The 13,766-nt window shown below is 69.2% G+C and carries 7 protein-coding genes; 4 read left to right on the top strand and 3 right to left on the bottom strand.

The window, feature by feature from the left end:
- Positions 1-17: 17 nt before the first annotated feature.
- The gene (locus AS594_RS33370; RefSeq protein ID WP_069774890.1) at positions 18-3,476 is read right to left on the bottom strand and encodes an NACHT domain-containing protein; all 3,459 of its coding nucleotides are present in this window, start codon (positions 3,474-3,476) and stop codon (positions 18-20) included.
- A 1,171-nt stretch (positions 3,477-4,647) separates the two neighbouring features.
- Between AS594_RS33370 and AS594_RS33365 the strand changes: the two genes are divergently transcribed.
- A complete protein-coding gene (locus AS594_RS33365; RefSeq protein WP_069935700.1) occupies positions 4,648-6,702 on the top strand; it encodes a pectinesterase family protein in 2,055 nt (684 codons plus the stop codon).
- Between the two features lie 175 nt (positions 6,703-6,877).
- Here AS594_RS33365 and AS594_RS33360 read toward each other — a convergent pair whose 3' ends face one another.
- Both AS594_RS33360 and AS594_RS46470 read right to left on the bottom strand, forming a co-directional pair.
- Positions 6,878-8,437, bottom strand: a complete 1,560-nt coding sequence (locus AS594_RS33360) for a sodium/solute symporter (protein WP_240509306.1) — start codon at positions 8,435-8,437, stop codon at positions 6,878-6,880.
- Positions 8,319-8,909 (bottom strand): DUF485 domain-containing protein, encoded by a 591-nt coding sequence (locus AS594_RS46470; protein ID WP_240509305.1) that lies wholly within the window; start codon positions 8,907-8,909, stop codon positions 8,319-8,321. Before AS594_RS46470 ends, AS594_RS33360 begins: the two co-directional genes overlap by 119 nt.
- Positions 8,910-9,628: 719 nt before the next feature.
- Between AS594_RS46470 and AS594_RS33350 the strand changes: the two genes are divergently transcribed.
- From AS594_RS33350 to AS594_RS33340, 3 genes are all read left to right on the top strand, one after another.
- Positions 9,629-10,741: an ABC transporter substrate-binding protein gene (locus AS594_RS33350; protein WP_069774894.1), complete on the top strand. Its 1,113-nt coding sequence runs from the start codon at positions 9,629-9,631 to the stop codon at positions 10,739-10,741.
- 327 nt (positions 10,742-11,068) lie between these two features.
- A complete protein-coding gene (locus AS594_RS33345; RefSeq protein ID WP_141746807.1) occupies positions 11,069-11,686 on the top strand; it encodes a hypothetical protein in 618 nt (205 codons plus the stop codon).
- A 643-nt stretch (positions 11,687-12,329) separates the two neighbouring features.
- Positions 12,330-13,556 (top strand): PP2C family protein-serine/threonine phosphatase, encoded by a 1,227-nt coding sequence (locus tag AS594_RS33340; protein ID WP_069930960.1) that lies wholly within the window; start codon positions 12,330-12,332, stop codon positions 13,554-13,556.
- Positions 13,557-13,766 lie beyond the last annotated feature (210 nt).

Genomic DNA, 13,766 nt, shown 5'->3' with positions numbered 1-13,766 from the left:
GCGGGTCCGGCACGGCGTCAGCGAGGTCGTGGGTTGTCCTGTGCCCGCTGCCCCATCCGCTCCCAGAACCGGCGCAGCTCGGCGACGTCCGTACGTCGCTGCCAGGGTGCCTGGGGGCGGAGGAAGGACCGGGACAGCAGGGTGGACTGCGCCCGGCAGAACGCCTCGCTCAGCTCGACCCGGTGACCGTCGAGGCCCTTGGGCGGGTACGGGCACAGCTCGAACGCGCAGTCGTCACGACAGTTGGAGCCGGCCTGGGAGGCGGCCGTACGGACGACCGTACGCGTCGGGTCGAGCGGGCCGCGGTCCCGGGTCAGGCACGGCGGCAGGTCCGGTCGAGCCGTGTGCCTGAGGCGCCGGAGGCGGTCCTTGGGCCAGTCGCCCCGCTCGGCGAGGTTGAGGAGCAGCAGCACGTCCGCGAGGAGCTGCTGGGCGCGCGGGTGCAGGGTGCTCCAGCCGGTGGAGGGCGGGATCCACAGCTGGTGCTTGCGTGCCTCGCCCCGCGGTGCCGTCTGCGAGCCGACGTGGGCCGCGACACCGGATTCGTCGATCCAGAGAAACCGCTCCGGCTGCCCGGTCTCCAGGGTCCAGGCGCAGAGCTGGGCGGCTTCCTCGACGAACGGGTGCTGCTCCTCGCCGTCCGGGAGGGCCAGCCACTGACGGATCTGTTCCTCGGGGTCGGAACCCTGTCCGTGCGCGGGGCGCGTCACCGTGACCCCGTCGGGCAGGTCCCACAAGGTCAACGCGTGCAGGAGGGTGAGGCGGGTGAACCAGAACCGGGTGCGCTTGAGCATGTCCCATGCCTGCCCGCTGAGGTACTCGCGGGCCTCGGCGCGGGCATGCGGATGGCGGTGGCGGCGGTTCGCCGCGTACTTGAAGCCCTGGGCGAGGGCGACCTCCACCGTCAGGTCGAGTGCGGGCGCGCCCGACCCGTCCGGCGCGCCGACCCGGCGCACCCAGCTTTCCAAGAACTCGTAGGGCGTGTTCTGGTGGCGCTGTGTCGTGACGGAGCCGACCAGCAGGGGGACCAGCCAGGCGCACATGGTGTTGTCACGCCACTGTTGTTCCTCCCCCTCGCGTTCGGACTCCTCCTGTCTGCGCTCCTCGCGCTGCCGTTGCTCACGTTCGCGCATCTCCCACGGGGTGCGCGCCCCGTCGCGCTCCACCGGTCGGTGTCCTCGGTGCTCCCCCTCCGCGTCGTTCTCCGGTGCCTGGGCCTCCCACAGATCGAGCATCCAGTCCGGGTCGCGTTCCATCGTCCCGTCGCGGTCGAGTTCCGGGCCGCGCAACCGGGCCCGCAACAGCTCGAAGGCGCTGTCACCGCCCGCGCCGATCTCCTGTGCGATGGCGACGCGGATGGGGTACGACGGCTCCAGACGAGCGATCTCGAAGAGTTCCAGGTAGGCGGGGACCAGCGTGCGCCTCCGTGCGACGCCGCGCATGGCATCGCCGAAGCGGGAGACCAGCAGCCCTTTCGCTACGCGCAGCGTGTGCGGATCGCGGGCACGCAGGTCCGGCCAGGCCGTGGCCAGCCGCATGGCGATGAGGTGCTGTTGCGGTTCGGCGTCCACGCTGTCGATCTCCAGGGCGGCGGCGTACAGCTCGAGTGCCTTGGCATGCAGCGTGCGTATTGATAACTGCCGCGCGTCAGGGACCCTGTGCAGTTCTGCGGACCGGCCTTGCGGTTGCGGGACATCCGGCAGCTCCGGGGTCCGTCCTTGCGGGTCCGGGCAGCCGGGGGCATCGGCTGCGTCCTCCCCGGTCGCCATCTGCGCTTTGCCGGCCGCCCGTACCAGGAGATCGCGCGAGGCGGACACGGCGCACCACGGCTGTCCGCCGCCGTGCGCCTCCGACGCCTCGTCACCGTGCTCCTCCTCCGCGTGGCGGCATGAGCCCTCTGGCGTACGGGAGTAGAGCACCATGGCGATCAGCAGTTCCCGGCCCGGCCTCTCCAGCGCCGCGGGGAAGAAGTGTCCCTCCCTGGAGTTGGCGGGCACTTCCGGATGGATCACGGCATTCATGAACCGCGCTCCGAGGTGGGCCTGGATCACGCTGTGCTGGAAGCGGACCTTGTCACCGCTGACCTCCACCAGGCCCATACGCGCCCCCCAGTGTGCGGCGAGGCGAATGTCCAGCTTGCTGTCCTCCACCCTTCGCACCAGCTCCGCCAGGATCTCGGGATAGCGGGGCCGCAAGGGGTTCTGTTCGTCCAGCACGTCGGTGAAGTGCACCTCGCAGGAGTCCGAGGCCAGGCCGGCGCACGCGAGCGCGGACAGGTAGTGGACGGCCGCGCGCCGCTCATCGCGACCGAGTGGCAGTTCGGGCCGGAAGCGTCCGCTGATCAGGGCGGCGAACCACGTGTCGAGCAGGTGGTAGCGCAGTGCCGCCCGATCCCCGCCGCGCGTCTCCACCGCCTCCTCCTCGGAACGGGTGGTCACGGCCCGCTCCAGCAGGCCCTCCTCGTGGAGTTCGCCGGCGATCTGCAAATACGTGGGCGCCTCCGCGATGCCGGCCTTCTCCACGATCCAGTCCAGCCGCTGCCGGTCCTCCCAGGCGCTGCCGGAGGAGATGTACGTGAGTGCGGCCTCCTCACTCAGCGGTTCCAGGTCCGTCACGGAGGCTTCCATCCCGCGCAGCGAGTCGTGCGGACGGGAGGTGATGATGAGCGGCAGCCGCTCTTCGGTGGCCCGTCGGACGGCCAGCCGGATGACGCTGTCGCGCTCCTCCGCCATGTCCTCACCGGCCAGCGCCTCCTCCAGGCCGTCCGCGAGGACGACGATCCGTCCCTGCTGGCACAGCCGGCGCCACACCTTCTCCGCCTCGGCGTCGGAACGGATGTAACCCTGCACCTCCCGGCAGAACCGTTCGAAGGCCAGCTTGCGGAAATCCAGGTCTTTGTCGGCGTTCCGCAGGCGCAGCGGCACGGGAAGGGCCTTGCGCCGGGCGAGCTGCTCCGTCAACAGCACGATCAGCGCCGTCTTGCCCGTACCGACGCCGCCGACGACGACATGCGTACGGCGGAACCGGCTGTCCCGCTGGTCCTCCATGAGGACCTCGCACAGCTGGTCACGGCCCACAACCCTTCCGAGGATGCCACCCGCCGTCTCCACCAGCTCGTGCGGCTCTTCGCGGGCCTTCCTCAGATATGCCCTGCGCACCCGGGTGAACCGGAAGGAGAGGTACGCGACGGTGGCCAGGGAGAGAGTGAGGAACGGCATGATCAGCGACTGGAGGACGTTGCAGGCATGGCTGCTCTTCGCGCAGTGCTGGTCGAGCCACCGGACGGGCGTCCAGAACGTCCTGTCATTCACCAGCGTGACCAACGCCGCCACTGCCAGGAACACCAGGACCAGCGCGCCCAGAACCGTCGCCGCGAGCGACAGGTAGTACCACCCGCTCTTGCGAACCCGCCACGGCCGGGCCTTGCCGTAGCTCTGCTGCATCAGCCGGCGCGAGGAACCCCTTCCAACGTTCACGTGGTAAGTGCTTCCGTGTCAGGTGGGTGGCCCACCCTCATTCACCCGACCAGCGCAGTCCCGGTCTGTGCCCCCGGCCGCGCGTCCGGTCGTCCAGCCGTCTGCGGTCATCAGCCCTCCGCGGAACGCATGGAGGGGCCCTGGTGCCGTATGGCACCAGGGCCCCGAAGGAACTGCTACACCATCTGCCGGCCCTGCTACTGCGCCGGCCTTCTGTGTCCGCCGACCCGACCGAGACGCTGTCGGGGGTGCGGGGATCGCGGTTGCTTGACCGGAGACCACCTCACTGTCGATGTCCTGCGGTACCCGGGCTCAAGACTTCCGCCCGGGCGATCCTGATGGCGCTCGGTCCCTCCGTTCCTTCCCTCGGTGATCAACTGCTTACCACGCGGGTACTGCGTACTGCTGTACTGCTGGTGATGCGAACTGCTCAGTGGCCTGCCAGAGCGCCACTTCTTCGGCAGCCAGCCCCGTTGCCCGTCCTGCGTCTGCTCTGGCTTGGAACCCCACTGCCGAACCTCCCGGTGCGCGCGTCCGCAGCCGACGCCTTCACCGAGGTGCTGCTCACTGTTTTCGCTGCTGGGTACTGCGAACTGCACTTGCGGGTCATGCCACTGCGGTACTGCTCACGGCAGCCCCTGATCACTACGGGCCACCCGGTCCGGTCGTCAGTCGCGTCGCCGTCCTGCAACAACCCTGGCTTCGAAACTCCACCACCGCACCGCTATGCACACTGCAACTGCGGTACTACTGCCCGCCAGTTCGTCTCTGCCGGGCCCTGCGGTCTCTCTGCGGTACGAGAGAAACCATAACCACACCACTGACCAATGTCTACTCCAGCCGACATAGATTTTCGCGTGTTCGACGGTGAGCTAATCGAACGTCGACAGCAATGGAGGGCGGAAGCAAGCCGGGTCAACGGGCCGAGCCGGGGCACAAGCCCTCGGCAGCAGCCAGGGCAGGGCTTCGACGATCCGAGACCGGCGGCGTACCGGGCGGGAGCGCCCGGATTCGGCTGCCCACACCCCCGGCCGCCCAGCCGGGCCCCCGGGCAGCGCCTCCGCACGCCCCGCGGACAACCATTCCGTGTTTTTCGGCGAGCGCGGCAACCCCTTCGCCCCCGGCGGCGACCTCACATCGATCGTCCCCTCTTCACGGAACGGAACTCCACATGCGTTCGACCCCCCGCACAGCCCGTCACCGCAGACCGCAACGGGTCCTGGCAATCGGCGTACCGCTGGCCCTGGCCGCTTCCGGGGTTCTGGCGTACGGGTCCGTGTTCGGACTGGGACCGGGCGACGAGGAAAGGGCCGCGGCGGCGGAGGCTCCGGCTGGGGCGACTGTCGCCGCCGACGGGTTCGCCTCGGTCAACGCCCTCGGTCAGAACGGTACGTACGGCGGTCGGGGCGGCAGGACCGTCACCGTCAAGACGCTCGCCGACCTCGAGAAGTACGCCGCCGCCTCGGAGCCGTACGTCATCGTCGTCGCCGGCGAGATCAGCATGGCCCCGGTCGGCAAGGAGATCAAGGTCGCCTCGGACAAGACGATCATCGGCTCGGGGACCTTGGGGCACATCGTCGGCGGCGGCTTCTTCCTCGGCCAGGGCGTTCACAACGTGATCATCCGAAACCTGACGATCAGGGACTCGTACCAGGGCGTGTGGAACGACAAGGAGCACGACTTCGACGCCATCCAGATGGACGGCGCCCATCATGTGTGGATCGACCACAACGACCTGCGGCGCACCGCCGACGGACTGATCGACGTCCGCAAGGACAGCACGTACGTGACGGTGTCCTGGAACCGGCTGAGCAACGCCAACAAGGCGTTCGGTATCGGCTGGACGCCGAATCTCGTCACCGACATCACGATCCATCACAACTGGATCCGCGAGACCGAGCAGCGCAACCCGTCCACCGACAACGCCGCTCACGCGCACCTCTACAACAACTTCATGGAGGACGCCGCGGGCACGTCCATCAAGTCCTCCTACAGCAACTACGCACGCGGCAGGACGCGGATGCTGCTGGAGAACTCCTACTTCCAGGGCATGAACAACCCCGTGATCAGGGACGCCACCGCCGCTCTCGTCCAGCGCGGCAACATCTTCTCCGGCACGAGCGGACGCAACGAGAACGGCGGCGGTGCGGCCTTCGACCCGAAGCAGTACTACGGCTACACCCTGGACGCAGCCGGCAACGTGCCGGCGCTGGTCAAGTCCAAAGCGGGTCCAAGAGGTTCCGTGGGTACGGCGGCCGCGAGCACCGCTGCCGCCACCAGGACCCTCACCGTCGCCAAGGACGGCAGCGGCCAGTACAAGACGGTCCAGGCCGCGGTGGACGCCGTGCCCGCCGACAACCCCTCCCGCGTGGTCATCTCCGTGAAGCCGGGTACGTACCGCGAGACGGTGAACGTTCCGGCGAGCAAGCCGCACATCACCATCCAGGGCTCGGGCGCGAGCCGCAAGGACACGGTGATCGTGTACGGCAACGCGGCCGGTATGCGGAAGCCGGACGGTTCGGGCACGTACGGCACTCCGGGCAGCGCCACGGTCGCCATCCGGTCCGACGACTCCCAGCTCCGCAACCTCACCGTCTCCAACGACTTCGACGAGGCCGCGAACCAGTCCCTGAACGGCCACCAGGCGGTCGCCCTGCTCACGACCGCGGACAAGGTCGTGCTGCACGGCCTCATCGTCACCGGCGACCAGGACACCCTGGAGCTGGAAAGCGCGGCGAAGGACAAGCCCGGCCGCGTCTACGTCACCAACTCCTACATCGTGGGCAACGTCGACTTCATCTTCGGCCGCGCGACCGCCGTGATCGACCGGTCGGTCATCACTCTCAAGAAGCGCTGGAACGGTACTTCGGCCGGCTACATCACCGCCCCAAGCACCCAGGCGGGCCGCAACGGCATCCTCATCAACCGCTCCACGATCAACGGTGACGTGAGCGCGTCCTCCTTCTACCTCGGCCGGAACTGGCATCCCGGCGGGGACACGGCGGCCGACCCTCAGGCCACCGTCCGCGATTCCACCCTGAGCGCCGCGATCAAGCGCACTCCATGGACCGACATGGGCGGCTTCTCCTGGAAGGGTGACCGCTTCGCCGAGTACATGAACACCGGTCCGGGTGCCGGTCCGAAGAGCACCGACCGGCCCCACCTGACCGAACCCCAAGCCGCGTCCCAGGAGGTATCGGACTGGCTGGGCAACTGGACCCCGTAAGCGGTGAAAGAACGGGGCCCGGGAGATACGTCGTCGCGCAGCTCCCGGGCCCCGGTCGGCGCGGACGCCGGCGGTGTGGTCAGCCGCGGGGTGAGCATGCGTGACGCGTGGCCGGAGCCCGGGCGCCCGGCCTTCCGACGTGCCGGGCGCCGCATGTGCGGTGGGGCGAACGAGCTCAGTTCGTGTTGCCGCCCGCCGTCGCCGGTGTGCCGGCCAGGATCTTCGGTTCCAGCTCCGCGTAGCGGCGGTTCTGTTCGGCTGCGTCGCGGTCGTAGAGGACTGTGGTGAGCCAGCCGGCCAGGAAGCCGAGCGGGACGGAGACGATGCCGCTCGTCGTGAACGGGAACCAGTTGAAGTCGTGGTCGGGGAAGATGGACTGCGGTGATCCGGACACCAGGTTGCTGCCGATCATCAGAGTGACGCTGGCCGTGGTGCCCACGATGAGGGTGGCGAGCAGCCCTGCTGGGGTGTAGCGGCGCCAGAAGAGGCTGTAGACGAGCGCCGGAGCGATCGCGGACGCGCCGACGCAGAAGGACAGGGTCAGCAGTGCCTGCAGGTTCAGGTGCCGGGCACCGGCCGCGAATGTGATCGTGACGAGCCCGACTCCGGCCGCGGCGGCCCTGGCGATGGCCATTTCGGTGGAGTGCTTCAGGGCGGTCTTGCGAAACCCGTGAGCGATGAGGTCGTGCGCCAGCGTGTTGGCGCACGCGAGGGTGATTCCGGCGACCGAGGCGAGCAGGGTGAGGAAGACCGCCGTGGCCACCGCCGTGAACAGCAGCGTCTCGACAGTGCTCGGGTCCGCCCCGATGAGGGCCTGGCTGACCACGAGGAACGCCGTCTGACCCTGCGGGTCACTGGCGACGAGACCGGCGTGCCCGACGATCGCGGCCGCGCCGAAGCCGATCACGGCGAGCAGCAGGCAGGTGACGACGACGGTGGAAACGGCCCAGGACAGCGAGCGCCGCACGGCTGTCGCGCTGCGCGAGCTGAACATGCGCATCGTGATGTGCGGCAGCACCGCCGCGCCCATCACGATCGTCAGCTGCGTACCGATCATGTCGATGTCGTCGCCGGCGAACTGCAACCCGGAGGCGAGATAGGCGTCTCCCGCCCCGCTGCCCTTCTTGGCGGCGTCCAGGAGCGCGGGCAGACTGAAGTCGAAGCGATTGAGGACCAGCACCGCGATGGCGGTGGCGGCGCCGAGCAGTACGACGGTCTTGACGATCTGGATGAACGCGGTGCCTTTCATCCCGCCGATCGCCGCGTACGCGATCATCAGCAGACCGAGGAACACGATCGCTCCGGTCTTGAACCCGTCCGAGTGGAAGCCGAGGACGACCGCGAGCAGATCGCCCGCGCCGGCGAGCTGGAAGATCACCAGTGGCAGCAGCGCGGCCAGGGTGACCATGCACGCGGTGATCCGTACGAAGGAACCGGGGGCCCGGTGGGTGAAGACATCGCCCATCGTGAACCGGCTGGCGTTTCGCAGAGGTTCGGCGAGCAGGAACATCATCAGGACCAGCGACAGCACGGTACTGAGGGTGAGTGTGATGCCGTCGAAGCCGAGGAGCGCGATGATGCCGATGGTGCCGAGCACGGTGCCGGCCGAAATGTAGTCACCGGCGATGGCGAGGCCGCTCTGTATGGGCGACAACGAGCGGTAGCCGGTGTAGAACTCGCCCAGGTCCTCGTGATCGGGGCCGGTCGTCACGCAGACCAGCAGCGTGACCGTGATGACCGCGATGAACGCGATCAGCGACATGGTCTGGGCGTCGGAGCTGAATTCGGTCATGACCGGCCACCTCCGACGGACCCGTCCGGCCACTGCCACTGCTGCTGCTCCTGCTCCTGCTCCTGCCACTGCTCCTGCCCAACGGGGTACGCGGGGACAGACGCGCGGGGACGTGGCGGCGCCGAGGGCTGCGGGAGTCCTGCGCCGCTTGCAGGGTCTGCTCCTGGATGGTGGCGGACAGCGGGTCGATGCGGTTGCGTGCGATGCGCTCGTACAGGGCGATCGCCGCGAGCGCCACTGGTAGTTGGCAGAGCCCGAGTACCAGGCCGATGTTGAGCCCGCCGGTGATCTCGCTGGTCATCATGTCGGGCGTAAAGGCCGAGAAGATGAGGAAGAGGACGAAGTACGCGAGTGCGGTGAACGTCGAGACGCGGCGCAGCTTGCGGTATCCGGAGCGAAGCGCGTCGAGGTCCATGTGAAGGCTGTGCGGGTGCGGCTGCTCGCGATGTTCTTCATGCCGCGTCGGGGCGTCCCAGGCATGTACAGCCCCGCCCGCCCAGGCGTTGCGGGAGGGGGGTGGGTCCGGGAAGGGACGTTGGTAAGACATCGACTTGCTCCTTGCCGCCCGAGGGGAGGCGGTGTGTGGTGCCGGGTGGTGCGCGCATGTTACTCATCGGTAGGGCGGTGGGGTAAGACGCATCCCAAGGACTGGATGGCAGGGGCGAGGGAGGTCGAGGGGCCGGCTGGGAGCGGGCCTGAGGTGGTCCCGCACCCGGCTCACGCTCTCCGGATGCCCGGCCCGGACCACCCGCCGCGGCCAGCCGGATCACCCGGCCGACCGGCCGGCGAGACCGTCGACCGGCGCGACAGCACCAGAGAGCCTCGCTCCGGGTACTCGCCCTCCGCGCGGTGCCCTCCCACTCGCACTCCGGCCCCCATGCCACCTGCTGCACAAGCGTCCGAAGGCGCCGGCCCGGGCGGCGCGTCCAGGTGACCGTCGCGCGCGGGAGGAGGTCTTGGAGCTCAGCGCACACATAATCGGTTGCCTATCGGCAACGGCGGTGGGTCCAATGACCGGCATGATCACCCGGGCGCGCCTGCCGCGGCGAACGTGATGAAGACGAACCGCCGACCCCGGCAGGAACGCGATCCGGGCGGACCGCGACCGCACAGTCCCAGGGGAGACGCCACCCGATGAACACGCCACCATCACCGTCCGGAGCGGAACACGCAGAAGGGTCACCCGTCCTTCTGGGCGCTCTCGTCCCGCTGACGCGGCCCGGCTGGGCCGAAGCGGGCCGCCACCTGCTCGCAGGACTCGATCTGGCCGTCAGCGAGGTCAACGACGCCGGCGGGATCGACGGCAGACCGCTGGAGTTGGTGGTCCGGGACACCGCGGCCGCCCCCGAGCGGGCCGCGGCGGCCGTGGACGAACTGGCGGGCCTGGGCGTGGCCGCCGTGGCGGGCGAGTACCACAGTGTCGTCGCCCGCGCCGCGGCCGCCCGGGCCGACGCCCTCGGCGTGCCGTTCCTCTGCTCGTCCACGGTGCTCGACACGCTCACCGACGAGCCGACGGAGTGGGTCGCGCGCCTGGCCCCGGCCCAGTCCCACGGCTGGCGGATCTACGCGGACTTCCTCCTCGGCGCGGGCCGGCGTCGGATCGCCGTGGCCACCGAGCCGAGCGTCTACTGGGCGTCCGGGACCCGCGTCCTGCGGGACCACCTCGCTCCCCGCGGCGGCACCGTCGTAGAACTCGACACGAACGCGCTCACCCCCGCGGCCCTGTGCGACGCGCTGGTCGACCACGGCGCGACGGCGCTCCTCCTGCTGGTCGGCCATCCGGAGCCGGCGGCGTCGATCGTCCGGGCCGTCCGGGGCGACCGGCGGCTCGCGAAGATCCTTATCGGCGCTCCGGCCGGACAACCGGAGTTCGCCGAATGGGCCACGGCACTGGGTGAGGACGGCGCCGGGATCCCGTTCCTGCGCTACCTGCCCGAGCACCTCGGACCGCTCGGTGAACGCGTCGGAAAGGAGCTCCGCGAGCGGCTGGGCGAAGCGCCCTCGTTCGTCGCCTTCGAGGGCTGGGACACCGTCGCCGTCCTCGCCGAGGTGCTGCGTTCCCACGGCACGGACCGGACGGCCATCGCCGAGTCATGGCCGCGCGTGGCGGTCGAGGGCACCCGCGGGCCGATCCGTTTCTCCCGCACGCCGGGCATCAGCGTGTGGCAATGGGCCTGGTCACCGGTCCAGGTAGTCGATCGGGACCCGGCGGAACCCGATCACTGTCGGATCCTCCACGCCGGCTGAGAGAACACGGAGGTCCGACAGCCCAGATCTGTCGCTTCAGCAGGAAGCAAGCTGGTTACTGAAGGGCACCCTCGGTCGGATGGGGGGCCAGAGCAGTTGGGGCATTCCACCGTGGGCCGGGGCGAATTGACGGACCCCAACGCGCCCCGCTATTGCTGTCGTGACCGCGCGGCGGAGCAGTCGCGGGAGGGAGAGCACATGACAGCCGTCTGGTGGGTGGCCATGCTGGGGGCCCTGGGTGTGTGTTGGACGATCTCGCGGCTCATTCGGTACCCGGGTGGCTGGGCGTATGCGTTCCATGAAGAGCATCAGGAGGAGCGGCAGGCTTTGGCTGATGCCCGAAAATTCGTGCGAGAGCTACAGAGCACGGCCCGCCGCGAGACATGGCAGGCGCGGACCGAGGTGAAGCGGGCGGAGTGGGCCTACCGTCGCCGGGTCCGCCGGGCGGAGTTCGAGCTGGAGCAGCTGCGCACACCGCACCGCGGGCCCCGAGTCGAGCGGTTGGGTAGGATCACCCTGCACGAGCACACGGTCCTCGTCGCCGATGAGGAACTGCGACTGCCTCACGTGCAAGTCCGGTTCGAACTCGCCCGATCCAAACACGTCTCCTACGTGTACCTGAAGGAGCCTGACGGGCGGGAGTGCATGGAGCGTTACGAGGGTGAGGAGTACCCCGAGGAGGCGGTGCGCCGGTTCACTGTGCGGATCCAGAACGCGGCCGTGGCGGCGCAGCGCCTACGGGAAAGGCGAGCCGGGACCATCCGGGCGCTCGAAGCGGGGCTGCGTGAGGCCGAGAAGGCGACCGAGCCGATAGCGGTGGCGCAAGAGCGGTTGGAGAAGACGCGGGCCCGCCACAGTGCCGATCGCGAGCTCCCGCGAGCACGAGCGGCTCTTGATGACGCCCGGAAGGGGTGGCAGGACCTGACCGGACGCCGCCCGCTCTGACCCGGCACGGGCGAACGCCGGAGAGACGCACGGCCGCCACCCGGTCTGCCGCCGCTGGACATGGCCCTGAAGCCCACGGCGGGATCCGGCATGCGGAACGGCACGCCCCGGGGCCGGTGACGTACGGCGGTGCGGGCCTGATCCTCGGCGGATACAGCATCCCCCTCTCGCTGCCGGGGCCCGAGCCTCCGCGAGTCGACGTCGGCGCGGCCGCGACGTACGGCGCGGACACGGATCGCCTCTCAGGGGTGGCTTCCGCTGGGTGGCAGCCCCGATCGGGTGGAACAAACCCGTCGCTTCCCCGAAGGAGGTTCGTCGATCCGCAACCTGGTGCGAAGTCTCACTGGCGTGCACCTCAAGAGAGAACTAAGTTCGGGCAATCACTGGCATTTCGGTCGGTAAGTGGAGCTTCTCGAGCTACAACGGTCCAGGCGGGCCCTAGGGTGGCAGACTGCCGGGGCGGTCCGGTGGGCGCATGGCCGCATCATGGCCACCGCCCTTGTCGGCCCCCTCGTCCTCGCCGGCGCGGTGGGTCAGGGCGGTCAGACAACGGGAGAGTCATCAGGTGAGTGCACATCCGCCCGACCATGACGATGGGGTCGGCTCCGGCCTGCCCCTGGACGCCGACGCGCACACCAGGTCCATGGGGCTCGCCGGGGCACTTGCCGCAGCAGAAGCCGCAGCACCGGTGGAATCGCTCGACGTCGTCGCCCGCATGCTCAGGCAGCGCCTCGCCGCCACCATGGTTTCCTTCCTCATCACGGACTTCACCGGTGCCTCGGTGGTGCGCCTCGGTGCTGCCGGAAGCGTCGAGACCGACGAGCCGGCCCGGCGTATAGGTTTGCCAGGTACCTTGTACGACGAGGTGATCCGCACCCAGAGGCTGGCCTCGGAAGTCAGGGACGACGGGCGCACCGTACGGGTCATCGCTCCGGTCACCAACCGGGGAGACGCCATAGGACTGCTGGAACTCGTCCTGCCCGTGGCGCCCGACGCGGCCGCGACGCGCGAGATCAGCGAGACCGCGCACGCGCTGGCCTACATCGTCATCGCGAACCGGTCCTTTACCGACGTGTACCAGTGGGGCCGCCGGACCACTCCGCTGAGCCTGGCCGCCGAGATCCAGCACCGGTTGCTTCCCGCGTCGCTCGCCTGCGAGGCTGCCCAGTTCACGGTTGCCGGGGCACTTGAACCGGCCGACCATGTCGGAGGCGACACGTTCGATTACGTGATCGACCGCGACACCGTACAACTGTCCGTCACCGACGCCATGGGGCATGACGTCGACGCCGCACTGCTCGCCACTCTCGCTGTGGGTGCGCTGCGCCGGGCCAGGCGGGCGGGCGCCGATCTTGCCGAACAAGCCCGGCAGGCACATCAGGCGATGCTCGACCACGGCCGGCAGAGCTACGTCACCGGTCAACTCCTGCGCATCAGCCTGCTCGACGGTAGCAGCGAGTTCATCAACGCGGGTCATCCCTGGCCGCTGCGGTTGCGAGAGGGGAGAGTGGAGGAGCTCAGCGTCGAGGTCGACATGCCTTTCGGTTTCCAGTTCCCGCACAGCTACCGTGTCCAGCGCTTGGATCTGCGGCGCGGCGACCGGCTGGTCATGCTCACCGACGGCATGCTGGAGCACAGCGCGAGCGGTATGGACCTGAAAGGCATGATCGAACACACCAGCGACCTGCATCCGCGAGAGGCCGCCCGCACACTGATCGCGAAGGTCATCGCCTCGAACGAGGGGCACCTCCAGGACGATGCCACCATCATGTGCCTGGACTGGCACGGCGTCGCAGGGCACTCCAGAATGCATGCCGCCACCGGGGCAGACCTCGCCGGCGCCTCTCCCCCACCGACGCCGCCGGTCTGACGAAGGCCCGGTGCGGAGGGCGGGACCGTGCGTCGGGTGTATCGACCCGGAGCGTGGTGACGTCGTAGCGAGTGGCAGGGCTCGGCGACCAGGGCCGGTGCCGAGGTTGATGACCCTTGCTCGGACAGCGGTATCACCATGTGCCCGAAACCGTTCCCACGGCATCGACGTCTCGCCGCTGCTCGACGATCCGCTGCTCGTCGTCACCAT

Source organism: Streptomyces agglomeratus, from assembly GCF_001746415.1.
Lineage (GTDB): Bacteria > Actinomycetota > Actinomycetes > Streptomycetales > Streptomycetaceae > Streptomyces > Streptomyces agglomeratus.
The sequence above is the reverse complement of the archived record's forward strand: the minus strand, read 5'-3'. Positions and strand labels throughout refer to the sequence as shown.